The organism is Pseudomonas sp. NPDC085632, assembly GCF_044541255.1.
Classification (GTDB): Bacteria; Pseudomonadota; Gammaproteobacteria; order Pseudomonadales; family Pseudomonadaceae; genus Aquipseudomonas.
Genome location: NZ_JBITSX010000014.1, coordinates 33,449 through 60,176, shown reverse-complemented (window position 1 = coordinate 60,176; position 26,728 = coordinate 33,449). Strand labels below are relative to the sequence as shown.

The window sequence follows — 26,728 nt, the reverse complement described above, 5'->3', positions numbered from 1 at the left end:
GTCGGGGGTGCCGTGGGAAAAGTTCAGACGGGCAACGTCCAGACCAGCCAGAATCAGCTGTTCGAGAACTTCCGGCGAGTTACTGGCCGGGCCAAGGGTAGCGACGATTTTGGTACGACGGACGGACATGCAAAGACTCCTGAGTTCAAGCGCTAGCGAAGGCTACTATGCTCTTGGGGTGTAGTCATTGTTCGAATGCACTACTTATTACTTTCTTTATTGAACACGACGATTGGCGCAAACACTTCTGAAGATTTCTCGGCAAGGGTCGATAAAGAGCACAAGACAGGAGAACCCTCATGCGATTCGTACCCATTGCCGCCCTTGCCCTCAGCGTCCTCGCCGTCACGGGCTGTACCCGTTGGTCGATGAACCATCATTTGAACAACGCCTACAGCGCCTACGATCGCGGCAACTGCGAGCAGGTCATGCTCGAGCTGTCCAAGGTCGAACGCGCCAGCCGTGCCCGCCCGTACGTGTGGCCGGAAGTGTCGATGATGCGCGGCCAGTGCCTGGAGCGGCAGAAAATGTTTGTCGACGCGGCGCAGACCTACCAGTTCATCATTGCTTCGTACCCCAACAGCGAATATGCCTTCCGCGCCCGCGCGCGTCTGGAAACCTTGCAGAGCCTGGGTCATTACCCGACACGCAGTGCCGCTGCCGTGGTGCGCCCGACGCGCTTCTGATGACAGTTGTCATACAAAATCTGGCTGTGTGTACAAGCTGAGCTATAGTCGAATAACCCGGGTTTAGCGCTGAATCTGTAAACCCGGAGCAACACCTGCGACTGGCAAGTGATCAGGTGACGGCGACGTAGCGACCGTCACACCGGAAGCGGGGAGAGCGGGCCTGCGACACAGGCACGTTCCGAAGCAAAGGTGCGGCTCTGTGACAGAGCCTTGCATGGCGAACCGCGCATGTTTACCGAACGGATCGAACGGCATCAGTTGCCGTATTTCCTCAGAGTGTTCAACAGCGTCACCGACAAGCCCATCGGTTTTCTCGGCAACCTCTCCGAAGACGGGCTGATGCTCATCAGCCAATTGCCGATGATGGTCGGCGTGGATTTCCAGTTGCGTCTGAAAATACCCGCCAGCGATGGCTGCCAACAGGTGATCGACTTCACCGCGTGCTGCGTGTGGTGCCATGAAGACGCCACGCCGCTGCACTACGACGCCGGCTTTGTCCTGCAACGCGCCCCGCCGGAGTTCGGTCAGTTGGTGCAGGCGTTGCAGCGTTATTTCAGTTTTCAGCCGTTGCCGGCGTCTGCCTGATTCAAACTGTCAAACGTTTCGCGTGCGCTCACTTCACCTTCGATCTATGACGTGCAGGTATCCGCAGGAGCAGCTTTGTGCTCCGGGCCAAGGGTGCTAGCCGGCAGGCGGTGGTCTGCCGCTTTTGGAAGAATTACCGTTGGTCGGGACTGTCAGGTTTTACAGGTGCCCGCAATGTGAGAGCAGCCGTAGTCTGAGCAATCGTCATTTTTTGGAAATGACTGACGACTGTGGAGCGCGACAGATGACATCTGACGAAGAAAAGGATATCGGACACAAGCCAGAGTTTATAAAGGATGAACTCCGGCCGTCAGTGTCAGACGCGGGTTCATTATCTAACGCTGGGAATATCGAATCGGGTGTCCATGAACTCCGTAAGCCGGATACGGTACAGGTCGTTAAACCGGATAACCTTGCTTGGGTCGATAAGGTGTTCAATTTGCGTTTTATATTGCCGATGGTTGGTGGGGTTCATCAAGTCTGGATATATGTTCATGTTGTAAATGAATGGGCGTATGAACTATCCGGTGAATGGTTTGGAGCTGAGGGGTTTCATGACTGGGAGATTTCTTCTACTTTGTCTGGGGTCGCTCAACTTAGTATTCGATGGAGGCATGGATCCGAGTTTTCAGACTACACCACTCGGAATTATTTCATTACTTCCGAACCTATAGCTGAAAATATTCAAGGAACCGTGTTGAGCGGGTCGGGTGGTGAGCTTGGCGAATGCGTTCCGGTACTCGTCGATGGAGACGATACTACTGTTATCGGTCAGAAATTTTCTGGCGGTGGGAACTGGAGAGTCAATGTTTCTCAGAATTTACCTATCGGATATATAAACATCTCTATTCGGCAATCCGTCCGTCACAATGCTCAAAATCATTCTAGAGACGGAAAGACCAAAAAGATCCTTAATCTCATTGTGCCAAAGCTGACTTCACCCTCTGTCAATGAGATCGTGGGGGCGGGGGCGTTATTGTTTAAAGGTACTGGGCATCTTGGCTTAACTCTTCAGATTGTCAGGGCAGATAACCACTCTGTAATTTTGAGTGATCCGCTTGATACGACGACGGCGTTGTGGGAGATGCCTATGGTGGTGTCGGATATCAACAGCGGTGAATTGAGCGTAAAAGTCAAATATCAGCACCTCGCTATTGGGGTTGGTTACACCGATCCCAGAACCTTTACAGTTGTTGGTTGGCCGCGCATCCCGAAACCTGTATTCGAGCAAGATCAGTCATTTGTTCTTGAGGGCGATAACGGTCTGCGCGATGCAACGATTGTAGTGTTCCTGGACCTGACAACTTCCCAGGTGGGAGTGGACAAGGTTTCGAACGTTCACGGTAGTTGGAGCGTGTCTGTCGCCGAGTTGCCACCGGGGCCGGTCAGCCTGGTAGCTGAACAGGTATTTCAAAACGTCCGTTCCGGTCGCAGCGCCCCCCGCTCTTTCCGAATCCGCCCTCCACAACTGGAAAAACCTGAGGTCACCTTTCTCCCGGATACAAGTTTGAAGTTCTCCGGCTCCGGCCATTTCGATAAAAACCTCTCGACCGAAATCCAGTTCTCTGTCAGCGACAGCTCGCTGCCTTTGCCTCCCAACATCCGCGTTGATGGGGAAGGCGGGTGGGAAACGGCCCCGGTTGTCTGGCCTCTGGGCAGCTACGATGTGAAGGTGATTCAAAAGATCGCCGACAACGCCAATGGCTGGATCGAATCGCAGCCTCTCGAGTTCAAAGTCCACAACGACATGCCGGATATCACCGAGGCGAGCTACACCGAGGCGTATCTACCGGTCTTCAGCGGCAAAGGTTACACCGGCGCCACCGTCTCGCTCAGAGATCCCGATGCACACGAGGTTGCACGAAGTGTAGGGGTCGTGAACGGCCAATGGTCAACGCCCGCTTTGGTGGAGTGGGGGCCAACCAAAACGCGGGAAGTGCGCATTACACAGCATCTGGGAAACCATCCCTCACAACGTCCTTTCATCCTGTGCGTCACGATTCCACCGCTGGCGCCAGGCCTGGACGATCCTGCCGAGGAGGGGCTGGAGCCGATTTTCAGTGGTACTTGTTGGTCTGAAGCGGTGGTAAAGCTCCGGTTCAGTGACGACGACATGGAGTACGAAGCGGATGTGGAGGGTGAACGCTGGACATTTCAGCGAACCAAAGCGTTCGAACCGGGAGTCCTTCACCGCGTCACCGTTACCCAGATCGTTGTCGATCTCCCTTCCGTGTCGGCATCGAAAACCTTCACTGTCCACAGAGTCATGTTGCAACCGCTGATCGTCGCGCCGGTATCCGGCTCAGAAGTGGGGTACGACGTCACCATTGAAGGTGATAACGGTATGCAGGGCGCGATCATGCAATTGCATGACCGCCAGATGGGAGGAACGCTGGGTGCTCCGCTCGAATTGCTTGAGGAGGGCAAATGGTCGATCGAACTACGCGATCTGGAGCTGAGGCATTATTTCCTCCACGCGCAACAGATCCTCAACGGGCAAGAGTCGACCAACAGCGCTGTGCACGAACTCAAGGTGGTGGTGCCGCCGCCTCGATTCACGACGCCGATCCCTGGCGGGAAAGCGCCGCGCACCTCGAAGATTGCTGGCACGGGCAGACCTACCGCGCTGGTGGAGGTCTGGCTGGAAGGCGCTACTGAGCCATTGCTGACGGATATTGAGGTGCAGGCGTCAGGCAACTGGGAAGCCGAAGTGAGTTTGCCGGTGGGCAACACAACCATCTGGGCCTTTCAGACCTTCGTCCTCAATGGCATTGCGCAGCGTTCTCAGCCCAATGAGCGTTTGCGTTACAAGGTCGTACCGGTCGCTCCGTTTATCGAAACCCCGACTGCCGATGACCATATCGGCCGACGGGTCGTGGTGTCGGGGTTCGCGACGCCCGGCGACACCGTGACCGTGACGCTGGGTAGCGACCAGGCAAGCGTCGAGGTGCGGGAAAACCGGACGTGGTCGGTAACGCTGGAGCCTGGGCAAGACGAAGGCAATCATGAACTGCAAGTTGTGGCGGCTTACGAAGGGTTTGAATCCGATAGCGCGAAGCGCACGGTTCAGCTCGCTACTTATCTGCCCACCATTGATTTACCAGCGCCGGGACGCTGGGCCAGCAACCCGGTGCTGTTTGCCGGCAAGGGTCGTCAAGGTGTCGGTGTTGTGGTCGACCCGTTCAACCCGGACCAGACGTGGGTAGCGTCGATTCAGGCCGACCCGGACTGGCAAGGTCTGTCTGACCAGGCGTTACCGCTGGGTGGCAACTGGTGTCGTTTCAAGCTGCAACCCAGCGATAGTGATCCGCTGGGTTCTGACTGGGTCGTCAGTGAGCGCTTTGAAATCGAATCAGCGCCGGCGGATAAAACACGGTTGTAAATTTCCGATGAACGGGCGCTAAACCTGTCATTTCTGACAGTTGGCAGCCGCTGCGTTCAAGCGCTAAATCGTTATGGGATGCTGGGTCCGCCTGACACAACAATCAGGCGGATCGGGCCCGTTATCGACTCAAGGAATGTGACCATGGCTGATTCACTCCGTCCCGCTGCGCAGTTGTTCATTCAACTGTTTGGTGAGCAAACGTCCACTGCGCAAAACCGGCTGTCGAAGCTCTGGAGTTACATTGAGCAGGGGGGATCGATTTTTCCTCTGGTCGAAAGGGGTCTTCCGGTGCTGGTCGGCGAGTACGGACTTGAGCAGGAAGAGGCCCAGCGCTTTTTGCGCCGGGCCAACAGCCTGGCGACCTACGTGCGGCGTCGGTTTATTGAACGTCACGCGCAGGGGGACAAAGTCGGACCGACAGGACCTTCCAGCGGTTTGATGTCACTCGTTGTCGGGCCGCGACTGGAGCGAATGTTCGATCTGCAATTGAAAACCAAGTGCCCCTCGGATTCTCTGGAGTCCATGTTCGGGCCTTCGGCATATCTCGTCTTCTTGTATCGCTTGATTCGCGACTTGATCGAATGCGTTGGTGACAACACCAAGCTGCCGTTGCATGAGCGCCGCACGGATTTGATGACGTTGACGGTCGACAGTAAAACGCTGAACGCGCCGGAGTCATCAGTCGACGTGATCGTACGCGTGCTGCAGGCGTTCATCGCTGCGAACACAACGGTTCCCATTGAACAGGCATTGATCAAAGCGCGCTATCCCAACGGTCTGCCGTATTACCAGCACTGGGTCACGGTTGATGGGGTTGCGGGTTTCAACGGACGATCAGTGGGGGATTTTGCCAACGTCGTTGACGTGAAATTCCCCAACTTCTTGCACTCCGGATCCCTGACCAGGCTTGCCGCTGCTGCTCTGGCTCATGCCTCTCGCCTTGGTCCGTACCAGCAGCAGTTGCTGACTGAGGAATATAAAAATTTCGAGGAGATGTATCAGTTTTATCTGGAGAACTTTGGCACCGAAGACTTGGAGTTTATAAATCTCAGTCAGATATATTATTTGGCTGAACGTACAAATCTTGTGGCCGAGGAGGTGACAAGTCTTTTTTCGGTTGGGGACTACGCGCCGCGGCGTTCGGCCAATGTCAAATACTCCAGTGAGCCCGACGTTCCGGAAGGCGGCCGATCCGGCTCGGTTTACATCAATGATAATGCTCACCCCGCTATCGGTGTCACCACACAGACAGAGAAGTATTTTCATCGGATAATCGTTAATCCCAATAGCCCAAGAGGCTTGAATACATTTGATCGACTGAACCGCAAGTTACGCCTGGACAAATGGCTGAATCTGCCTCCCGAGCAGACTGACGCCCTGTTGGTGGCAGCGATCAGGGCTGAAGCACGTGGTGCCGAAAAGCCTGAGGTGTGGGCGATTTCGGTCAACGTGATCCATGCATTGGGTCTGTTTCAGCGACTGCGTGAACGGCACAATTGCACGGCAGCGGATTTCGCCGTGTTTCTCGATGAACTGTCACTGTACGGTCGCGGTGATGCACTGTCGCAGTTCGATCAGGTCTTCAACAGTCAGGACAATTATCGCGAGCCGCTGAAACTCGACGGCACACCGTTTGCGCTGATACCGACATCGGATCAAGACAATCTGACGGTGAGCCAGCTATGCAGTGGTTTGGGCATTGATCTTCAGACTTACCACTACCTCGCGTTGGCGATAGCCCAGGCTCATGATCTTACCGATAATCTGGTGCGCAGTTCGGCGGTCATTTCCAGTTTTTACCGTTTGGTAAAACTGCCCCGGTTGTTGAATATCACGCCGGTCGAAGGCGTGTTGATGCTCCGTGTGCTGGGGGGAGAAAGCTGGCTCAAAGGGTTGGCGGGCAGGCCGGGCATTGTCGACGTGGTGGATGATGACAGCCGCATTGGCGCCATGGCTGGCGGTCCGGGTGTGTTGAGCCTGATCGAAGCCATGCAGGCCTGTGTGCAATGGTGCGAGCAAAGCAACATATCGGTGCTGTGGATGTTGCAGCACGTGAGTGCACCACTGCGTCTGAGCGACTTCTCCCAGCAGGACCAGCAGTTCTTCGACAAGGTCGGCACCCTCCTGCCCAGCGCGCTTTTATCCAATAATTCTTTTCTCGTAGCCGGCATTCCGCCGGCCGGCGAAAGCGACTGGCTGGATTTACTGTCGATTGACAGTGAGGGGCTGGCGCCGGTTGTCGATGCCAATGGCCTGATACTGGCATCTGCCATGACGCCGGAAGATTATTCGGCCTTTGCCCGCGAGAAGCTCGAATGGGCCGTCAGGAACGGCCTGCGCATTGAGGAAACCCAGGTCAGCGTCTTGGCCGAAATCATGCTCACCGTTCTTCTGCAGGCCAGAGACGCTCAGGTGTCGCTGGTCAGGGAGTCGCTGGCAGTCTACGCCGGCATCGAGGGCGAGCTGGCCATTCTGGTGCTGAACTGGGTCGACGCCTCGGTGTATCAACTGTTGCGCCAGATGCATGACCGCACTGACCTCGAATCGCCAGCGACGGAGCGCAGGCGCGACGAACCTTCAGATCCGTTACTCGAATTGCTGGCTGTTGTGCGCCAGCGCGCTGAAGTTGTATCGACATTGGGCTTGAGTGCGGAACTGGTCCGGGATTATCTGGATTATGGATATGAGGTGTGGATCGACCAACTCACCATCATCGATCCCTCTCAAAAATATGTGTTCTCGGTGCGCATACTTTACGCAATGACCACGCTGGCCCGCGCGTTCAGCTTGAGTGAACAGCCGGAGCAGAAATTGCTCGACTATCTGCGTCAGGTCCATTCGCTACCGTCCAGGCTAAACGTCGATGCATTACGCGTGGTGCAGCAGGCAGCGGCGATCAAACTGGCTGAATTCTTCGCCTGGAGCGCGCAGGAAGTCAGCGAATGCGTTCGCCATATCGATCCTGAAACCCAAGTGTTGAAAACCCTGGAACAACTGGATCTGCTGATACGCGTTTACCAGTTGTCGATGCAGACCGGAATGGATGCCCGGACCATTTTGCGGATCGGTACCTTGCCGGAGACAACCGATGCCAGTGAAGTCTATGCCCAGGCAGCTGAACTGGCTCTGCTCAGTCAGACCCAGACGCGTGTGCCAGTCGTGCAAACACCGGGCGAACTGAAGCAGTTGGTCAGGATGATTTACACCGTGACTACTACAGAAGTCTTCGCTCGTAAAAAGGATGAGAAGGCGATCATTACGATGACGCTCACCGACGCCCGAGGTGCAGCGTTGAAAGGCGTCGCTGTTGATTGGCACTCCGAGCTAGGGACCATCAGGTCGGGGATCACCGATCCCAACGGAGTCCTCACGGCTGAGTATTTTCCGGGCAAAGTCTTGGGCACGGACAGCCTTTATTTTTCCATGAGCCTGCTCGAGCCTGAGTGGGTAGTGAGCATCAACGTCATCGCCGACGCCAACAGTATGAGTTTCCCCACCGCGCTGATATCTCCGGTGCCAACGGAGGTCGTGCCGCTTGGTCAGGAAATCACCCTCTACGCCACGATGGTGGACGAGTACGGAAACCTTGGGGCCAACATGCTGGTGGACTGGGCCTGGGAAGAAGGAACAGATCCCGAAGAAAGGCCAAGGATCCGTCCGGCACAGGGTTTCACCAATCAGCAAGGTCAAACCACGGTTCATATCACCAGCGATTTCAGCGATGAATTCGTAGTCGGTATACGCAGCCTGGCAAGCGGGCAGGGGGTTCTCTTCGAACCCATCAGGTTTGGGGAAACGCAAGGCCGCAGCCACTCGCTTGAACAAGCGTCACCGCCTTCCGCCAGTGACTCGGGAACCTCTTCCACGGAGCAAGGATCATGACGTCGAACAACATTGGCCTGTTGCAGGAAAAACGTCGTACCGCGTTGCTTGAGTATTGCATCGGGCAAGTAAGGGCGGAGCGTTACCCGCCTTTGCAGACCCCGGAGGACGTGTTCGAATTGCTGCGCATCGACCCGCTGGACAGTGCTCGGGTGCAGACGTCGGGGGTGGCCGAAGCGATCAGTTGTGCGCAGCAATACATCAGTGCGGTGTACAACAAAATGGAGCCCGGTTTCGAAGACCACGAGTTTCCCCCTGAGCAGCTGGAAAACTGGGCGCTGTACAACAACTACTCGGACTGGGCCGCGGTGCAGATGATCGCGCTCTACCCGGAAAACTACATCAATCCGTGCGTGCGTCAACGCAAGACGGATCTGTTCAAGACCCTTGAAAACTACCTCAACCAGGCCCGTTTGAGCATCGATTCGGTTCTAGCCGCGCTGCGGGATTACTTGCAAGCCTTCGAACAGATCTGCGATCTGGATGTTATCAGTGGCTACATGGACGGCACGACCCCGGAGCGCGCCGATTATTACTTTGTCGGGCGTCAGCGGGTGCCGCCGTTCCAGTACTTCTGGCGCAAGGCGCAAATCGAGATCACGCCCACGTGTGTTGCCGTCAACCCGGCGGCGTGGAGTGAATGGAAAGCCGTGGATATTCAACCTGCCGGCCGGGTGCTGGACATGCGTCCGGTGGTCTGGAACGGCCGGCTGTGTCTGGTCTGGGCGGAGTGGCGGGACAAGGTCGGCGAGATCATCGAAGCCGATCCTCCGGGCGACGGAGAACTGCCATTGCCAGACGATAGATCCCGGTTCGTACCCCATCAACTGGATATCAATGTGGCCTTCATGAGGCAGACCGGCCAGTGGTCGGCGCCTTTGAATTTACGCCATAGCGAGTTTGAAGAGGATCTCTCGGCAGGTGCCCGATTGATCGCAACTGTTTGGGTCGACTCGCAGAATCCCAAAGGCAAGCTCGGGGTATTGCTGGCCAATGATGAAACCGAGACCGGTGCCTTGAAAGAGACCGCGATCATCGATGTGCTGATGCGCCCCGTTGTCGAAGACAGTGGTACCTGGCTGGAGCTGGCCAAGAATGAACGATTTGTTTCTGCCTTGACGGTTCAGCACCCCTTGGGTCTTGAGGCTACGGTGGTACCAAGCGAGTCACCGTCAGGCGCCATGGCAGCTTTTCTGGGGCTGAACGTCTTCGCCATGCGAGTGGGGGACAAAGATCAGCTGACAGTTGAGGGTTTTTGCAGGCCCACAGGTTTGTCAGAGAAGAACACAAACTTTACCTTGCAGTTGGAGAACTCCGCCAATGGCGACCCCGCGCCGGTGACACTTGCGGTGTCTACAGCCGGCGGTTGGACGATGAGGTTTTTGGGCACTTTTACTCGACCAAAAGGCTCCTGGAACAACGTCAAGTTCACCCTAAAGAATGATACTGAAGGCTTTGGCGGCAAACAGTTTGACCTGACGATTGTCGATCTCCCTGATTTCATCGCGCCAACGCTGCTGAAAAACACCACGGATGCCGCCCAATTTCTCGACTTTCAACTGGGCGCTGGCTGGGCACTGCGATACGTTCGGCTCAATTCGCTGTTCGGCCCCGAGTTGGTCACACGCTCCACTGTCTCTCCAGCCACGCTGATCAACTGGGACTCCCAGCATTTGTCAGAGCCGCCGCCTACCGGTGTTGATTTCAAAGAAATCAATGGCGCTTTCGACGGTGCCAACGGGCTGTTTTTCTGGGAACTGTTTTTCCATTTGCCGCATTTGATCGCGACGCGCTTGCGTGATGAGGAGCGGTTTGCCGAAGCACAGACGTGGTTGCATTTCGTCTTCGATCCCCGGGCTACTGCTGACAGCAGCTCAGTACCCGAGAAGCCGGATTACTGGCGCTGCCGACCGTTGCTCAAGGATCTGGGCAATGCCGGCTGTGAAGCCGTGGCGCCCGCCGACCCGGATGCGATTGGATATTCAGCGCCTGTGCATTTGAGGATGCTGATGTTCATCGAGTATGTGAAGAACCTCATGGCCTGGGGGGACTGGCATTACCGCCAACTGACCCGCGAAAGCCTGGTGGCGGCAAAGCTGTGCTATGTGCAAGCGGGATCATTGATGGGCAAACCGCCTCTGAATGAATCGGTGAACTTGTGGCAGACCGCGACGCTGGGGAACCTTCTGGACCAAAGTTGCACGCGTACGGCACTGGAAACTTTCGAGCAGACATTGGATTACAGCCTGGCAGATGTTCCGGCCGGCTCCGATACAGCTCCCATGCTGGGCATGTTGGGGTGTGCGCCGTTCAGGGAACCCGTCAATGATGAGTTGTTCACGCGGTTCAACGAGCCGCAATACCGGATGAACAACTTGCGCAACAACCTGACGATTGATGGCAAGCCCATGCTCCTGCCGTTGTTCAACCCACCGACTGACCCGAACCAATTGCTGCGCGATCTGGCAGCAGGGGGTGTCGGAGGCACCAGACCGATGGGCGGACGGCTGGTGGTGATTGCGTTTCGCTGGCGCGCGATCTTCGAGGTTGCCTTGCGTGCGGTGCAGGCCTTGCAGGATTACGGCAGCCAGGTACTCAATCTGCTTGAGCGGCGTGATCGTGCCGAGCAGGAAGAGCTGCAGCAAAACCATCTGGTGGAGTTGGGCAACTACGCCAGAACCGTGCAGGAGCAATCCATCGCTCAGTTGGAAGCGAGCATGACGGCGCTTGAGCAGAGCCGGACAGTGGCGCGGGAACGGGCAGATGCTTACGCAGCCCGCTATGACGAAAACGTGTCGGCCGTCGAATATCAGGTCATGGCAAACCTGGACCAGTCCAAAGAGCTGGCGCTGACGGCCAAAGTCCTCAAACCGGTAGGCGCGGCAGTGGCGGCGGCGCCTAATATTTTCGGTATGGCGAACGGCGGGTTTCGTGTCGACAAAGTCACGGATGCCATCTGCTTTGGCCTGGAAATAGCTTCGTCAATGTTGCAGATCGATGCCGACAAGCAAGCCACTACCGAAGGTTATCGCCGTCGCCGCAATGAATGGGGGCTGCAACGCGATCAGGCGCTGGCAGAAATCGCGGCCATCGATGCGCAGATCGTCGCGCAGAGCCATGCGATTGATGCCGCCAGAACCAACCTCGCGCAAACGCTGCGAGCTAACGCCCAGGCGTTGACGATGTACAACTACCTGAAAAAGCGCGCGACCAATGCCGAATTGTTCGGCTGGATGCTGGGCCAGCTCAAGGCCTTGCACTATCAGGCTTATGACGCAGTCGTCAGTCTGTGCCTCAGCGCGCAAGCGGCGATGAATGCCGAAACCGGCGATTACGATTCCAATATTCCCTTGCCGCAGGTCTGGCAGGATCAACGCCACGGTTTGACCGCTGGCGAGCATCTGCGCGCGTTTCTGCTGCGTATGGAGTATGAGTACCTGCAGCGCACCGAGCGACGGCTTGAACTGGTGAAAACCATCTCCTTGCGTCGCCTGTTCAACGATGCAATAGACCCACAGCTCGGTATCGGTAGTTGGGAAGATGCATTGGCGCAATTGCAGACCACCGGCTCGCTGGATTTCAGACTGACGCAATTGCTGTTCGATCGGGATTATCCGGGACATTACTGCCGGCAGATCAGTTCGGTGGAAATCGACTTGCCAGTGCTGGCGGGACCTTTCGAGGACGTGCGCGCGACCTTGCTGCAGGTCGGCAGCATGACTGCCAGCCGGGCTTCGGTGCAGTCAGTGCAGTACTTGCACAATCCTGATCCTGGGGTAGTGGCCCCTTCCGATATGCTGTTCAACTTGCGTCCGGGCCAGCAGATTGCCCTGTCGGTGGGGATTGCCGACAACGGCATGGCGGCGGCGAAGCCAGATGAAGGTTTGCTCTATCCATTTGAAAATACCGGTGTGGTATCCGCCTGGGAGCTGAAATGGCCATGGCATAAAGAACCGTCGCAGAAGGCCATGCTGGGCTCGATGAACGATTGCATCTTGCGCATTCGCTATACGTGCAAGAGCGGAGACCAGTCGTTTACCGATTCGGTGAAGGAGTTGGTCAATGCAGCGAAAAGAGGGCCTGGCCGGCAGGGGCAAGGGAGTGCGCAGTCATGAATGATCCGATCGTTCAGGTGAATGAAAACCTGGTGTGCAACGGGGATTTCGAAGAACGGTTCGAATGTTGGGCAAGGACGGGGGGGGTCGCTATAGGCACGGCGTATTACGACAACACGCCTGTCCAGTACCTCAAAGCGCCGAAGGGCGCGGGTGTCACTCAGGACGTCACACTTCCCAGAGATCCCGATGGCAAGGGTGCTTATTGGCTGAGTTTTCTATGGGAAAGCAGTTTCAGCCAATCAGGCTGGGTGAGGATTTCTCAGGGAGAAACCGAGCATTACCGCATCGAACTCAAACCCGTCGGTAAACCCGGGCAGGCACAACAGCGCGAGGATTTCGGATCCGGGCCAGAGAGGCGATTCAGTCCGACCCTGCATGAAGTGGAACTGACATCGGACATCTCAAGCTCAAAGCCACTGCGCATCGAAATATTCAGCTCGACAGAGTCTTCCAGTCCATTGGGCGAACTCTGGGTTACACGCGTCAAAATCGAGTTGAAACTCGCGCCACTTGAGTTGCAGGAAATTGAGCTGGACGGCCTGTCGTTCCCGCCCTTGCGCAAAATGTACCTGTGTCAGGGCGCCAGCAAGGGCGGAGCTTTTGGCAGCGACGCATTGATCACGCCCCACATGCTCGGTTTTGTACCTGTGCCCGATAACCCTTGGGACGGCACCCCGGTTGCATTGAGCATCGACAATAACCCGCAGGGCGCGATTGTCGCGACGCCTGCGTGGGACACCCAGCAAACGCTGGACGCGGCATGGACGCTCGATTGCCCGTTGATCGATGATCAGGACTACGAATTCACCCTGAGCTTGCGCAACCGTTACACCTCGCAGGCCTACGAGATCCCCGTATCGCTGGGGCATCATCGGCTGATTTTTCGTGAGGTGCTCGAGGCTGCTTACTACCCGTTGATTGAGCAAAGTGTCCGTTTGGGTGTGCAAGTGGCGTCGTATTACACCGGCCAGCCATTTGCCGGGCTTACGGTGAACTGGGCGACCGCCGAGCACGGGGTGTTGGCGGCTGCCGTTACTGATGAACAAGGTTGGGCCTACTTCGATTATGCGGCGAAGGCAGCAGGGGACTTCGTTATCGAAGCCTCTGTGGTCAGCCTTTATTACGAGCAGGGTGTGTGGACCCAGACGTTTGACGTGCTGGTACTGGGCGAGGATCCGTGGGCACAGTTGACTGTCTGTGAAAACAACGAGATCAGGGACTGGATTGATAACAGTTATCCGAACCGGGGTTCTACCCATTTCATTGATGTAATGCTGGCGGCCAACAGTCGTCTGCGAGGCAGCGACTTCTATCTGCATTGGCACGGTGACAAGCCTGGGCAATTGGGTGTCGTGGTCAGTCCGCCACTGGAAACATCGGTGCCCATGCCGATCGATGGAGGGGGCACTGCATCCTGGACGCTGAACTGCGAAGACCGGCGCGACGGGATATTCGAGTTGTCACTGGTCTGCTCGAAGCTGTTGTTGCCGTCGCCCAGGAAGCGCATGTCGCTGGCGCGCAACAGGATCAAAATCAAAGAGGTACGCCAGGCCGCGAATAGTCCGGTGGTGGAGGCGTACGAAAGTGCGTACCTGCGGTTGCAGGTGGTGCATGTTACTGATCAGGGCGACGGCGAACCGGTCATCGGTGCGCTGGTCGAGTGGCAAATGGCCGACAGCGTCGTGCAGAGCCAAACGGGAAGCGGTGGTTGGGGGAGCCTGAAGTTTTACACCAGAGAACCCGGGACTCATGGGATCACCGCAGCGGTCCGAGCGCATGAATCTGCTGCGCCGCATGAGTGCGAATTCAGCGTGACAGCGATTGCCAGGAGTTCATGGAAGGACAAGGTCAACATCACTTTTAATCGCGGCTACACCGACAATGTTCTGGGTCTTTTCTGCCGACGAGGTCAAATCCATTCTCTGGAGGTCACGGCGCTTGCCGACAGTCCTCTTATCGGCCAGGAAATCACGCTGGCATGGGGCATTGATGAACCAGGCATCGGGCTGGTGGTGAGTGAACTTGGCGAGCCCAGGGTATTGCGGGCAGATGAACCGCTGATCTGGACTCTGAGTTCTGAATTCGCCAAGAGCCGCAGCAGCATGTTCGGACTGCGGTTGTTGACCGATTCACTGGAAGATCGAGAGTTGCTCGGTCGCTTGATATCGCCGGACATTTACGATGAATTCACTCTGGAACTGGATCATATGAGCACCGACCGAGGTCAGTTGCTGTATCCCTGCCTGGGTGCCGTACACCGGTGTATTTTCAGAACCAACGCACTGAGTGCCCTGGTGGGTCTTGACATGGATTTGCAATGGTCCGGAACTCCAGCGTCAGAGTTGGACATCGTTCTCGATCCGCCTCCACATAGCCACAATGTTATTGATGAAAGCGGCATGACCTGGACACTGGATTGTTCCGATAGTCGGGGGGGCGGGGCGTTCGGTCTGAAATTCTTGACCGCGGGGGCTGGCTCGACGGATGTCACCAAAATGCACTTGGGCCACAACAAACTCAGCATTGAAACCGTGCGTGAGTCTGCCGTTTTCCCGATCGTGGATCAGGACCCTGCATGGATGTGGGCGAAGGTACGTTCGGATTTCTCGGAAGATGCCATGGTTCAAGTGCCAACGCAGTGGAAGGTTGATGGTCACTCTGAAGAACACGTGACTGCTGACGATGGCTGGGCAGGCTTTGCGTATGGAGCAACCACAGGCGGATCGGCAACGGTTGAAGTGTCGGTCACCAGTCCGTATGACAATGCTACAGATACACGTTCGATGGAGGTCTGTTCGCTGGCCGACGATCCGTGGGCTCGATTGCAGTTCAGTATGGACAACGGACCTGCACAGCCTTTCGGCCAGGACACTGGTTTCGCGCGTCGCAAACTGACCCATAGAATCGATGTAACTGCCCCGCAAGACACCTTTTTGTCCGGTCGAAAGTTGACGTTGGGCATGGTCGGCACCGGGCCCGAGGCACTCGGCATTCGTTTTACTCAGCCAGTACTCGGTTTGCCAAGGGTCTTCAGCCGCGAGGCGGGATTCACCGATTCCTTCATGGTCGATGACAAGCGTAATGGCAGTTTCGGCTTGTTTCTGGCCTGCGAAAGCCTGGCACGATGGTCACCTGTCAATGCAATGTCGGTGGGTGAAGGCGCGCAAGTGGTGAAGATCGCCGAGCGTTCGCGGGTTAGCCAGACGCTGTACTGGGGCGAGGCTGTGTCCGAGCAGATCACCGTTGTTTCGGCCATCAGCGGCAGGCCGATGGTGGGGATGAATGTTGTCTGGCGCAGTCCGGATCTTGGCGAGGTGACGACGACCACCAACTTCTACGGCGAGGCGCGGATCCGCTTTGTGCCCAAGACTCCCGGAGCGGCGCAACTGACCGCGACGGTGGGGGATGTGCAGTATTCGGAATCGATTTCGTTGTCGTATTACCTGCATGAGCCTCGACAGATCAAAGAGCTGTTCAGCGATGATTTGACCGGTTATCCGGGGCAAGAAATTTCAGCTCAGGCTTTGGTGGTTTCAGCCAATACCGGCGAGCCTTTGGCTAATGTCGAAGTGATGTGGGAGTACGGCAACACATCTTTACCGGCAACACTGACGGGTACCGATGGCCTGGCAACGGTGCGCTTTGTCTTGGGCTCTGCAGGTGAGGCAGCCTTGTGGGCGTCGGTAAAGGGCGGCTTGGCTGGCTGGGATGTGGAAACGCTGCGGTTGACTGTCACTGAACGTCCTGCGGTTGTGAAGTCCGTCGTCGCTGCGCCGAATCCGGCTTTCGTGAACGACTGGGTAACCATGACTGCGTTGATCGTAGACAAGGCTTCTGGAGAACCGATGCCGAAAAGGAAAATTCTTTTCTCCATTAACGGCAGGCTGCCACACATTGAGGCCATTACGGATGACAACGGTGAATACAAAACCTCTTGGCGGGTGATGGAACTGTCGGAAATCGTTTCCCTTGACGTCAAAGTCGAGAATCCTGACGGGACCTCGAGCAGCGGATTTGTGCTCGTCCGGATCGAGAGATGATTAAAGCGCCGCACTTCTCTTCCAATTGAGATACTGCGTCACCAGTTCGGCCCCCAACTCCGCAGGCCGGACATCCACCACCGGAACGCCATGAGCACTCAACCGCTCATGGAGTTCTGCCCGTTCATTCATGTAGTTCACCGCGCCGCAGTAAGCCAACGCCTCGGGTAATGTTTGCACCGTGGTCTGACGTAACGTATCCAGCATTTCTTCGCGCAGACTGGCGACCAGCACCCGATGTTGTGCGCTCAGGCGCTTGACCGCGCTCAGCAGCTCCTCATCGTCCTCATCACGCAGGTTGGTCACCAGCACCACCAGTGCCCGTCGCTTCTGTCGTGTCAGCAGTTGATTGGCGGCAGCCTGATAGTCGGCAGGACGTTGCGTGCTGTCGAGGTCATAAACCGAGTTCAGCAGCACGTTGAGTTGGCCGCCGCCTTTGACCGGCGCGAGATGGCGTGGCTGATCGCTGGCGAAGGTACTCAAACCCACTGCATCGCCCTGACGCAGGGCGACATAACTGAGCAGCAGGCAAGCATTGAGCGCGTGGTCGAAGTGCGAGAGTTCATCGTCCTGGCTACGCATGCGCCGGCCACAGTCGAGCAGGAAGATGATTTGCTGATCGCGCTCGTCCTGATATTCGCGGGCAATCGGTGTGCGTTGACGGGCCGTCGCTTTCCAGTCGATCTGGCGCAGGCTGTCGCCTTCACGGAATTCGCGCAGTTGATGAAACTCCAGACCCTGACCGCGACGTTGCCGCTGGCGGACGCCGAGCTGGCTGAGCCAGTTGTCCACCGCCAACAGCTCACCGCCGTAGAGTCGGGCGAAGTCGGGGTAGACGCGGGTCTGGTCGCTGACAGTGAGCAGGCGTTTGCCTGACCACAATCCCAAGGGGCTGGGCAGGTTGACTTCACAGTGAGCGAAGCTGAAATGCCCACGCTTGAGCGGGCGCAGGCGATAGCCGAGCAGGCTGCGCTGGCCGGGTTGCAGTTCAATCGACAGCGGCAGGTGTTCGAAACTCAAACCTTCTGGCGGGTGGTCGAACAGTTCAATGTGCATCGGCTCAGTGAAGTCATGTTCGACCTCCAGCCGCACCTCACCCCAACGGCCGAGCGCCAGACTGCCGGGCATTTGCCGGGTGATGCGCGGTGTTGGCAGACATTGCAGGCGCAACGCGTCCAGCACCGCCAGGGCCAACAGCGCCAGCAGCAAACCCCAGTTGATCGATGCCAGGCTGGCCGGGATGTCGATTTCCAGTGCGCGCAAAGTGCCCAGCACAATGCCGATGACCAGCAGCAATGACAGCCAGATCAACAGCAGGCGCGAGGGTTTCACAGGCGCGGCGCCGGGACTTGGTCGAGCAATTGCGCGAGTACCTGATCGACCTGCAGACCTTCGATGTCCAGCTCCGGGGCGATGCGTACGCGATGACGCAGCACGGCCAGCGCGCAGCCCTTGATGTCGTCGGGAATCACGAATTCGCCGCCACGTAACAAGGCGCGGGCACGGGCGCAACGTACCAGGGCAATCGAGGCGCGTGGCCCGGCGCCAAGGGTCAGCCCCGGCCAGGTGCGTGTGCTGCGCGCCAGGCGCACGGCGTAATCGAGGACCTGATCGTCCAGTGGCAAGTCACTGGCGATGCGTTGCAAGGCTTGTACGTCCTTGGCTTGCAACACGGTGCGCAGTGGTTGCACGTCGAGCATGTCGGCGCGGGTCGAACGGCAGACCTGACGCACCATGTTCAGCTCCTGATCGGCGTCGGGGTAGTCCATGCGCACCTTGAGCATGAACCGGTCGAGTTCGGCTTCCGGCAGGGGATAGGTACCTTCCTGTTCGATCGGGTTTTGCGTGGCCAGGACCATGAACGGTTGTGCGATGGGCAGGGCGCGACCTTCGAGCGTGACTTGACGCTCCTGCATGGCTTCGAGCAGCGCTGCCTGGGTTTTCGCCGGAGCGCGGTTGATCTCGTCGGCCAGCAACAGGTTGGTGAACAGCGGGCCTTTGCGCAGCTTGAACTGCTCAGTTTGCAGGTCGTACACGGCGTGGCCGGTGACATCGCTGGGCATCAGGTCCGGGGTGAATTGAATCCGCGCGAACTCGCCACCGAAGCAACGGGCCAATGCGCGCACCAGCAGGGTTTTACCCAACCCCGGCACGCCTTCGAGCAGCACGTGACCACCGGCGATAAGCGCCGTCAGCACGTCGTCGATCACCTGGTTCTGGCCAATCAGCGCTTTCTGCAATTCGCCGCGCACGGCTTGCGCCAACTGGCTCGCACGCTGGCGTTGCTGGGCGGCGTGGCTGGCGCTGCCGGGCTCGATCTGTTCGGTCATAGCGTGTTCCTCAGGGTTTGCAGGTGGGCGACCTGGCGGCAGAAATCGGCGCTGGAGATCCGCCGGTTCGGCACCGGGCTCAGGGCCTGGCTGATAGCGCGGGTGGGTTGCCGGGTCAGGCGCGACAACGCCAGCCATTGTTCGGCAACGTTCAATTGATCAAAGCCGGAATGGCGGCGACGGGCGCGGCGCAGAACGTCCTGTTGCAGTGCTTGCAGCAGTGCCTGCTGGCCGTTGTGGCGCAACAGGAAATCGGCGCTGGCGCGCAGGTGTTCCTGCAGTTGCCGACGCCCACTTGGCGCGGGTAATTGCAGTGGGCCGTGGCGTACGCCGACGTGCCAGAGCCACAGGCCGATCAATGCGAGCAGGGCGACGATGGCTTGCGGGAAGTAACGCCAGAGCAAGGTCAACAGGCCATCGTGCTCGGTGTTATAGATCAATGTGACATCGGTGTCGGCGCTCAAATACCAGAGCAGCCAGGCGTTGTCGTACTGGGCGATGGCTGCGGTTTTCCACAGGTCGGCGTCGGTGACCACGGTGATCGTGCCAAGGCTGTAGGGCAGCTGCATCATGTGTGTGGCCTTGGCGCTGTTGGCCCAGGCTTGCGCAAGATTCTTCGGGTCGTCGAGGTGGAAGTCGGTGTCGAAGCCAGCATAGGCCGGTGCGTCTTCGTCTTCCAGATAGAGTTTGGTCAGTTGCGGGAAGCGCTCTGGTTCAGCGTCGGCGGGCAGGTCTTTCAGATCTTTGCTCAGGGATTGATGCAGTTGCACCTGATCGAGCAACAGGTCGTTACTCTGTTTCGTCCGCTCATCCCACAGCGATTCGGCGACGAACACCAGACGCCCGCCGGCCCGCGTCCAATTCAACACCTGATCGACCTGCCGCGGCGTCATTCGCGAGCGATCGTTGAACAACAGCAATGTATGACTGCGCGGGTCTATGTCCGGGAGCACCGCTAGGCTTTCGGCATGGCTGACAGTAAGGCCGCGCTCACGCAAAAACAGCTCGGCCGCCAGATAGGGATTGGCCTGCGCGGCAGGCGCGGGGCCGTGATCGACTTCCTCCTGGTAAGGCTTGGCCTTGAGACAGAGGAAAACGCTTAGCGCACCCACCAACAGGGTGATCAACGCAGCGACCCACCACAATGTCCGGCGATTCAACTGGCGGCTCCGGGGCCGAACAAGGCGCGCCAGCCATCGCACAATTCCTGCTGCAGAGACGCCGCCGGCACGCGATGCCCGTAGGCCATATTCTGCCAGTGGGTAGTCAGGTTGCGGCTGAACGCGAGCAGCTCGGGACGCTGCAATTGTTCAACGTGCGAAAGTATCTGGACTTCGGTGTCGGCGGGTTTCAGGGTCAGGTCGAAGTCGTGGAGCAGATGGCTGAGCAGCCCTCGATACAACAGGCCCAACGCTGCACGGGGTTGGCTTTGCCAGAGTTGTTCGGCGCTGGCAGCGATGTCGTCAGGCAGGGTGTCGCGGTTCAAGTCCAGGCCAAAGGCTTGTCGCGGCAACGCGCGTTTCGGCTTTGCGGACAGTCTCGGGCGGCGACTGACGAAGGCTTGGAGAAACTCGCGATAACGCCAGATCAGCCAGCCCAGCGCAGCAATGACCGCGCTCCACAACAGCACTTCAATGATCTTCGCCAGCCCATTCAAGTGTTGCCCGTCGAGCCAGCCCAGCAGGGTTTTCAGCCACTGCGGCGCTTCACCGGGTGTTTGCGCTTCGGCAGATTTCGCCGGGTCGTCGCCGAAGCGATAACGGGTGACGACTTCCTTGTTCTTGAACGGCGGTTGCTCAAGCAGTGCCTTGATGCTGTCACGCGATGCCTGACTGGTCAGTGGCTGATTCAACATACGCGGTGTCTGTGGACCGTCATCGGGCTCAGCAGCCCAAACCGAGGGCACGTTCGGCAGTATCAGACAGACTGCCAGCAGCAACCCCAACACACTGTTATTCAGACGTTGACGCAAGCGGCGGAACACCAGTTCGATGTCCCACGCTTCCAGTTGCGTACGCCGGTTCAGATAAAGGCTGAAGCCGCAGGCGACGTAGACCGGTTCCCACACCACCAGCACCAGCGCGTAGAAGGCATTGGTCAGATGTTCGAGCCAACGCCACTCGTTACCTGTCGAGAGAATCAGCGACTGCCAGTCCCAATCCGTTTCGATCTGCTGCGGCAGCAACATGTAGAACAGCACCATCAGGCCGATCCACAGCGCCGTCTCCAGATGCACGCCGATGATGGTCAGCCACTGCGCGGCGCCGGCGTTACGTTGCAGCAGCACGTGCAGACGTTGTTGTCGGACACTGCCATCAAGGCCTTCGAGTTGCACCACCGGTAGCAGAAAACTGCGGCTGAAACTCAGGCGGCGCCAGGTCAGACTGGCCAGCAGCTGCGGTTTGAGCAGGCGCGGCCATTCGCGCAAGGCTTGTCTGAGTGTCGGCGTTTCGCCGAACAGCGCTTTCGACAGGATGTACAGCGGCAGCCGTTCGTACGCCGGTTTCAGCCACCAGAAGATAAACACCGCCAGTGACGGCGAATCCCAGAGCAACAGGCTGAGCAAGGCGAACAGCGGCAGGGTGATGATCGCCCAACTGGTCATCAGCAGACGCCGATGTTGCTGGCTCATCAGCACGCCGAGGTCCATGGCTTCCCAGGTGGTGCGCGGACGGATCACCACGGTGGCGTCACTCAGGCGCATGACGGGTCCTTCCGGCGAACAACAGATAGACCGCGACCAATGCCCAAAGCCCGGTGCCGACCAGATATTTGGTCAGCGGCGTGACGCTGGTTTTCGATGACCAGTAGGCTTCGATAAACGCAGCAATCAGCAGAAACAACATCACGCCGCACACCAGCAGCACACTTTTGCGCGCCGCCCGTTTCAGCGCTTCGCTGCGGGTCAGCCGTGCGGGTGCGATCAAGGCCCAGCCGAGTTCCAGGCCGGCAGCTCCGGCGAGGGCAATGGCGGTGAGTTCAAAGGCGCCGTGGGCGATGACGAATGACCAGAAGGTCTGGCCGAAACCGATCTCGCTCAGGTGCCCGGCCACTGCGCCGATGACCATGCCGTTGTAGAACAGAAAGAACGCACTGCCCACGCCCAGCAACAGGCCGCTGGCGAAGGTCTGAAAGGCAATGCCGATGTTGTGCATCACGTAGTAACCGAACATCACCCAGTCTTCGCTGGCTGCGCGTTCGGCTGGGCGCCCGAGGTGGCCGGCGACCGGGTCGTACATGCCTTGCATCTCGCGCACCTGATCGGCGGGGATCAGGTTGTAGACCAGTTCGGGAAACACATACACCAACACGCCGACGCCGATCAGGCTGCCGAAGAACAGCAGGCAGGCGACCAGCACAAAAGGCCATTCGGCGCGCACCAGACGTGGAAAGTCGGCGAGGATGAAACTCAGCAGATTGGCGCCGAGCCGGCTGCGATGACGGTACAACTGCTGATGGCCGCGCAGCACGCGTTGCTGCAAAGAGTCGATCAGGAAACTGCTGTAGCCACGTTCTTGAGCCAATGCCAGATGCTGGCAAAGCCTGCGATAGGCCTTGGGGAAACCGGCGACTTGTGAGGTGTCCTTGCCATGTTCAAGGCGTTCGAGGGCCAGCGCAAAACGCTCCCATTCGTCCTTGTGGCGACTTTCGAAAAGGCTTTGCTTCATGTCGGGCCCAACAAGCCACGAGCGATGCCGTTGAGTTCAGCGACAGCTTTGGGCGCAGAAATATGCAGGGGCTGGGCGAGCAGCGCCGCCAGCTCATTGACCCGCGCTGGCGATAACTCGCCTTGGCGCTCGGCGAAGCCAAGCACGGCGCGTTGTTCGCTGAGGGTGAGTTGCACGGGTGAGCGCCGTGGTTCGGCGTCAGGCAATTGTGGACGGCTGAGCGGGCGTTCGCTGTAGATCACCAGCGTACCGGCAGCCATGTCACCGAGGCGTTTGAAGGTTGGGTGTTGCAGGCAACTGAGGGTGCCGAGAAAGTAGCCAAAAGGCAGCAGATCGACAAAGCGCAGCAAGTTTCGCAACAGCGAGGCCGACCAGCCGATCGGTGTGCCGTCGTCGTGCACCACGCGCAGCCCCATCCATTGTTTACCCGGCGAGCGGCCCTGACGCAGCACTTCGAACAGCACCATGTACCACCAGCTGATCGCAAACAGCAGCAGCGAACCAAGACCCATGCCGAGCTTGCCGAGAAACGCCAGGGCGATGAACAGCACGCCCATGATCACGCCGCGAATACCCAGATCGACCGCAAAAGCCACGGCACGCACCATCAACCCGGCGGGACGCAACGGCAGGTCGATGCCTTCTGGCGTTTCGACCTGATGCCGCGTATCCAGCGGCGTGGCCAGCGGTGCTTTCCTTGGCGGTGCTGTGGGCTCGAGCATGGGCTACCTGATGTTCGCCTGTTCGGGGTGCAAGTGAGACCGATGCTAGCAGCCTCTCGGGGGGAAACGACATAACTATGTATTGCACAGCGATAGCTGCAAGGTGTTTGAATGTTTCAAGGCTGGCCGCGACGGCGGTCGAGCGCCTAGACTTCGCCGATCTTCAGTTCAGGAACCGCCCGTGACTTCAATCTTCTGGTACGACTACGAAACCACTGGCATCAATCCGCGTAACGATCGCCCGTTGCAGGTGGCCGGGATTCGCACCGACCATGCGCTCAACGAGATCGACGAGCCGGTCAATCTCTACTGCCAGCCCAGCGAAGACATCCTGCCGCATCCGGCGGCGTGTGCGATCACCGGCATCACCCCGAGTCAGCTCGCCGAAAAGGGTTTGAGCGAAGCTGACTTCATGACGCGGGTGCATGCCCAGCTGGCGGCCCCCGGGACCTGTGGCGCCGGCTACAACACACTGCGTTTCGACGACGAGATGACGCGCTACAGCCTGTATCGCAATTTCTTCGACCCTTACGCCCGGGAGTGGCAGGGTGGCAACAGTCGCTGGGATCTGATCGATGTTGTACGCGCCGCCTATGCGTTGCGTCCTGACGGCCTGGTCTGGCCGACCGACGACGAAGGCCGGGTGACTCTCAAGCTCGAACGCCTGACGGCCGCGAACAATATCGATCACGGGCATGCCCATGAAGCGTTGTCAGACGTACGCGCGACCATCGCACTGGCGCGGTTGATCCGCGAAAAGCAGCCAAAACTGTATGACTGGCTGTTCCAGTTGCGCAGCAAGCAAAAGGTCATGGATCAGATTCGCCTGTTGCAGCCACTGGTGCATATTTCCGGGCGTTTCTCGGCAGCGCGCAGTTATGTCGGCGTGGTGCTGCCGCTGGCCTGGCACCCGAAAAACCGTAATGCCCTGATCGTCTGCGACCTGCACCTTGACCCGCAGGGGCTGCTCGATCTGGACGCGCAAACGCTACGCCAGCGTTTGTACACGCGCCGCGATGATTTGCTGGAAGGCGAGTTGCCGGTGCCGCTCAAGCTGATTCACATCAACCGTTGCCCGGTGGTGGCGCCGCTTTCGGTTCTGCGCGCGCAGGATCAGCAACGGCTGGGGCTTGACATGGCGCTCTATCAACAGCGAGCACTGCGGCTAACTGACGCACAACAAGTTTGGAAAGATAAAGTTGCCGAAATTTATGTCAGTGAAGATTTCACGCCGAGCGAGGATCCGGAACAACAGTTGTACGACGGATTTATCGGGGACCGTGATCGGCGTCTATGTGAGCAAGTGAGGAGCGCCGACCCGGCACAACTAGCGCAAGAGCAATGGCCTTTCGATGACGAACGTTTGCCCGAATTACTCTTTCGATATCGCGCACGCAACTTTCCCCAGACGTTGAATTTCGAAGAGCAAGAGCGCTGGAGAATATTTTGTCAGCAGCGTTTGTCCGCACCTGAATGGGGCGCGCCGAATACCTTGAAGTCTTTTACAGAAGCGGCAGAGCAGTGGACGGTTAATGCCACGCCGATGCAGAGTGAGGTGCTCAATGAATGGCAGAATTATGTCCAGGCATTGCGCAAACGTTTGAATCTTTGAAATCGAACATGACCGGGCTTAAATGCCGGGCATAAAAAACGCCAGCATTCGCTGGCGTTTATTCTTTCGCGGATCGCTCTGCGAAGGCGTTGTGGCTTAGCCCAGCAGGGTAGCCCAGCCTTCAACCACGTCACCGCCCCACTTGGCTTTCCACTCTTTCAGAGTTTTGTGGTTGCCACCTTTGGTTTCGATGACTTCGCCGTTGTGCGGGTTTTTGTATTGTTTAACTTTGCGAGCACGCTTGGTGCCGGTAGTTTTTACTGCGCCGCCGCGTACTGCTTTGGTTTTTGCTTCCGGGTCCAGCAGCGCGATGATGTCACGCAGGGATTTGGAATATTCGCCCATCAGGGTGCGCAGTTTGCCTTCGAATTCCAGCTCGGCTTGCAGTTTGTCGTCTTGCGACAGGTTCTTCAAACGGGCTTGTAGCTCTTTGATAGCTTCTTCGGTGGCGCGATATTCGTTGATCAAGGACATGATTACTACCTTAGTAGAGTGCGTGATGACAGGGACACAGTGACGCAATAATAGTCAGGCTGTTTCATCAAGTAAACATTTAACCGGGGTTTTGATTTAAATTAGTTACGAGAAACTGCTCTCTATTGAATATTCAGTTAAATAGTGTGATCCAGTCATCACAGATATTCACAGTTGTCTGATCAAACGTTGCCGCAGGATCAGCCCCGGCTGACGATGACGCCATCAAGAATTCGTATCGCGGGGTCTGGCGCGGGTGCGTGCTGATCAATACTGCAGTTTTCCTGCGCAGCCGCTAGAATGGCGGCCTTTGCGAAGTTCTGGAGTTTCCCCCTCATGCGCACTTTTCGGCTGGTGATTTCTTGCCCGGACCGCGTTGGCATTGTTGCCAAAGTCAGTAATTTTCTGGCAGCCCATAACGGCTGGATCACCGAAGCGAGCCACCACTCGGACAATCAAGTGGGCTGGTTCTTTATGCGTCACGAAATTCGTGCCGATTCGCTGCCTTTCGGTATTGAAGTGCTGCGCGAGAAGTTTGCGCCGATCGCCGAAGAGTTCTCGATGGACTGGCGCATCACCGACACCGAGCAGAAAAAGCGCGTTGTGCTGATGGCCAGCCGCGAATCTCACTGCCTCGCCGATTTGCTGCACCGCTGGCACAGCGATGAACTGGACTGCGAAATTTCCTGCGTGATTTCCAATCACGACGACCTGCGCAGCATGGTCGAGTGGCACGGCATTCCTTATTACCACGTCCCGGTCAACCCGCAGGACAAGCAACCGGCCTTCGACGAAGTGTCGCGCCTGGTCAAACAGCACGACGCCGAAGTGGTGGTGCTGGCGCGTTACATGCAAATCCTGCCGCCGGACATGTGCCGCGAATACGCGCACAAGGTCATTAATATTCACCACAGCTTCCTGCCGTCGTTCGTCGGCGCCAAGCCGTACCACCAGGCTTCCCTGCGTGGCGTGAAATTGATCGGTGCGACCTGCCACTACGTGACCGAAGAGCTGGACGCCGGCCCGATCATCGAGCAGGACGTGGTCCGCGTCAGCCACAGTGACAGCATCGAAGACATGGTGCGTTTCGGCCGTGACGTCGAGAAGATGGTGTTGGCGCGTGGTCTGCGTTATCACCTCGAAGACCGCGTTCTGGTACACGGCAACAAGACTGTGGTGTTCTGATCGCACTCACACAGGCTTGAAAAAACAAGGGTCTGGGC

16 protein-coding genes are annotated in these 26,728 nt (G+C 57.8%); 8 read left to right on the top strand and 8 right to left on the bottom strand.

All coding sequences use genetic code 11. The annotated features are described in order from the left end of the window. Positions 1-129 (bottom strand): pyruvate kinase (locus ACIF4X_RS12510; RefSeq protein WP_397482377.1); only part of this gene is annotated, 129 nt, incomplete at its 3' end. 170 nt (positions 130-299) lie between these two features. Here ACIF4X_RS12510 and ACIF4X_RS12505 point away from each other — a divergent pair. The 6 genes from ACIF4X_RS12505 to ACIF4X_RS12480 all read left to right on the top strand — a co-directional run bounded on the left by ACIF4X_RS12505 (position 300) and on the right by ACIF4X_RS12480 (position 16,699). After that, positions 300-686 (top strand): tol-pal system YbgF family protein, encoded by a 387-nt coding sequence (locus ACIF4X_RS12505; RefSeq protein WP_242208145.1) that lies wholly within the window; start codon positions 300-302, stop codon positions 684-686. 231 nt (positions 687-917) lie between these two features. Beyond that, the gene (locus ACIF4X_RS12500; RefSeq protein WP_093430706.1) at positions 918-1,274 is read left to right on the top strand and encodes a PilZ domain-containing protein; all 357 of its coding nucleotides are present in this window, start codon (positions 918-920) and stop codon (positions 1,272-1,274) included. A 244-nt stretch (positions 1,275-1,518) separates the two neighbouring features. Beyond that, positions 1,519-4,656, top strand: a complete 3,138-nt coding sequence (locus tag ACIF4X_RS12495; RefSeq protein ID WP_397482346.1) for a hypothetical protein — start codon at positions 1,519-1,521, stop codon at positions 4,654-4,656. A gap of 144 nt (positions 4,657-4,800) precedes the next feature. Continuing rightward, the gene (locus ACIF4X_RS12490) at positions 4,801-8,541 is read left to right on the top strand and encodes a Tc toxin subunit A (protein ID WP_397482345.1); all 3,741 of its coding nucleotides are present in this window, start codon (positions 4,801-4,803) and stop codon (positions 8,539-8,541) included. Beyond that, complete coding sequence (locus tag ACIF4X_RS12485) at positions 8,538-12,656, top strand: neuraminidase-like domain-containing protein (protein ID WP_397482344.1); 4,119 nt, start codon at positions 8,538-8,540, stop codon at positions 12,654-12,656. Before ACIF4X_RS12490 ends, ACIF4X_RS12485 begins: the two co-directional genes overlap by 4 nt. Next, a complete protein-coding gene (locus ACIF4X_RS12480; protein ID WP_397482343.1) occupies positions 12,653-16,699 on the top strand; it encodes a hypothetical protein in 4,047 nt (1,348 codons plus the stop codon). The genes ACIF4X_RS12485 and ACIF4X_RS12480 overlap by 4 nt, the downstream gene beginning before the upstream one ends. Here ACIF4X_RS12480 and ACIF4X_RS12475 read toward each other — a convergent pair whose 3' ends face one another. The 6 genes from ACIF4X_RS12475 to ACIF4X_RS12450 are packed head-to-tail and all read right to left on the bottom strand — an operon-like array spanning position 16,700 to position 23,419. Next, positions 16,700-18,031 carry a DUF58 domain-containing protein gene (locus ACIF4X_RS12475; protein ID WP_397482342.1) on the bottom strand — a complete coding sequence of 444 codons (1,332 nt, stop codon included), beginning with the start codon at positions 18,029-18,031 and terminating at the stop codon, positions 16,700-16,702. Beyond that, a complete protein-coding gene (locus ACIF4X_RS12470) occupies positions 18,028-19,029 on the bottom strand; it encodes a MoxR family ATPase (RefSeq protein ID WP_034153443.1) in 1,002 nt (333 codons plus the stop codon). The genes ACIF4X_RS12475 and ACIF4X_RS12470 overlap by 4 nt, the downstream gene beginning before the upstream one ends. Continuing rightward, the gene (locus ACIF4X_RS12465; protein WP_397482341.1) at positions 19,026-20,189 is read right to left on the bottom strand and encodes a DUF4350 domain-containing protein; all 1,164 of its coding nucleotides are present in this window, start codon (positions 20,187-20,189) and stop codon (positions 19,026-19,028) included. The genes ACIF4X_RS12470 and ACIF4X_RS12465 overlap by 4 nt, the downstream gene beginning before the upstream one ends. Then, positions 20,186-21,733, bottom strand: coding sequence for a DUF4129 domain-containing protein (locus tag ACIF4X_RS12460; RefSeq protein ID WP_397482340.1), 1,548 nt, complete (start codon positions 21,731-21,733; stop codon positions 20,186-20,188). The genes ACIF4X_RS12465 and ACIF4X_RS12460 overlap by 4 nt, the downstream gene beginning before the upstream one ends. Further along, positions 21,720-22,697, bottom strand: a complete 978-nt coding sequence (locus tag ACIF4X_RS12455; RefSeq protein ID WP_397482339.1) for a stage II sporulation protein M — start codon at positions 22,695-22,697, stop codon at positions 21,720-21,722. The genes ACIF4X_RS12460 and ACIF4X_RS12455 overlap by 14 nt, the downstream gene beginning before the upstream one ends. After that, the gene (locus tag ACIF4X_RS12450; RefSeq protein ID WP_397482338.1) at positions 22,694-23,419 is read right to left on the bottom strand and encodes an RDD family protein; all 726 of its coding nucleotides are present in this window, start codon (positions 23,417-23,419) and stop codon (positions 22,694-22,696) included. The genes ACIF4X_RS12455 and ACIF4X_RS12450 overlap by 4 nt, the downstream gene beginning before the upstream one ends. A gap of 181 nt (positions 23,420-23,600) precedes the next feature. On the opposite strand from ACIF4X_RS12450, the gene sbcB reads away from it, so the two are divergent. Further along, positions 23,601-25,031, top strand: a complete 1,431-nt coding sequence (gene sbcB, locus ACIF4X_RS12445) for an exodeoxyribonuclease I (RefSeq protein ID WP_397482337.1) — start codon at positions 23,601-23,603, stop codon at positions 25,029-25,031. Positions 25,032-25,127: 96 nt separating this feature from the next. On the opposite strand, the gene mvaT is transcribed toward sbcB, so the two are convergent. After that, the gene (mvaT, locus tag ACIF4X_RS12440) at positions 25,128-25,505 is read right to left on the bottom strand and encodes a histone-like nucleoid-structuring protein MvaT (protein WP_007912775.1); all 378 of its coding nucleotides are present in this window, start codon (positions 25,503-25,505) and stop codon (positions 25,128-25,130) included. Positions 25,506-25,841: 336 nt separating this feature from the next. On the opposite strand from mvaT, the gene purU reads away from it, so the two are divergent. Further along, positions 25,842-26,690 (top strand): formyltetrahydrofolate deformylase, encoded by an 849-nt coding sequence (purU, locus tag ACIF4X_RS12435; RefSeq protein ID WP_007912774.1) that lies wholly within the window; start codon positions 25,842-25,844, stop codon positions 26,688-26,690. Positions 26,691-26,728 lie beyond the last annotated feature (38 nt).

Bases quoted from the DNA above. Each gene is read 5' to 3' on its own strand.
- ACIF4X_RS12450 (WP_397482338.1), bottom strand. From the start codon at position 23,419: ATGCTCGAGCCCACAGCACCGCCAAGGAAAGCACCGCTGGCCACGCCG.
- ACIF4X_RS12495 (WP_397482346.1), top strand. From the start codon at position 1,519: ATGACATCTGACGAAGAAAAGGATATCGGACACAAGCCAGAGTTTATA.
- ACIF4X_RS12500 (WP_093430706.1), top strand. From the start codon at position 918: ATGTTTACCGAACGGATCGAACGGCATCAGTTGCCGTATTTCCTCAGA.
- purU (WP_007912774.1), top strand. From the start codon at position 25,842: ATGCGCACTTTTCGGCTGGTGATTTCTTGCCCGGACCGCGTTGGCATT.
- ACIF4X_RS12485 (WP_397482344.1), top strand. From the start codon at position 8,538: ATGACGTCGAACAACATTGGCCTGTTGCAGGAAAAACGTCGTACCGCG.
- ACIF4X_RS12505 (WP_242208145.1), top strand. From the start codon at position 300: ATGCGATTCGTACCCATTGCCGCCCTTGCCCTCAGCGTCCTCGCCGTC.
- ACIF4X_RS12460 (WP_397482340.1), bottom strand. From the start codon at position 21,733: ATGCGCCTGAGTGACGCCACCGTGGTGATCCGTCCGCGCACCACCTGG.
- ACIF4X_RS12470 (WP_034153443.1), bottom strand. From the start codon at position 19,029: ATGACCGAACAGATCGAGCCCGGCAGCGCCAGCCACGCCGCCCAGCAA.
- ACIF4X_RS12455 (WP_397482339.1), bottom strand. From the start codon at position 22,697: ATGAAGCAAAGCCTTTTCGAAAGTCGCCACAAGGACGAATGGGAGCGT.
- mvaT (WP_007912775.1), bottom strand. From the start codon at position 25,505: ATGTCCTTGATCAACGAATATCGCGCCACCGAAGAAGCTATCAAAGAG.
- ACIF4X_RS12490 (WP_397482345.1), top strand. From the start codon at position 4,801: ATGGCTGATTCACTCCGTCCCGCTGCGCAGTTGTTCATTCAACTGTTT.
- ACIF4X_RS12480 (WP_397482343.1), top strand. From the start codon at position 12,653: ATGAATGATCCGATCGTTCAGGTGAATGAAAACCTGGTGTGCAACGGG.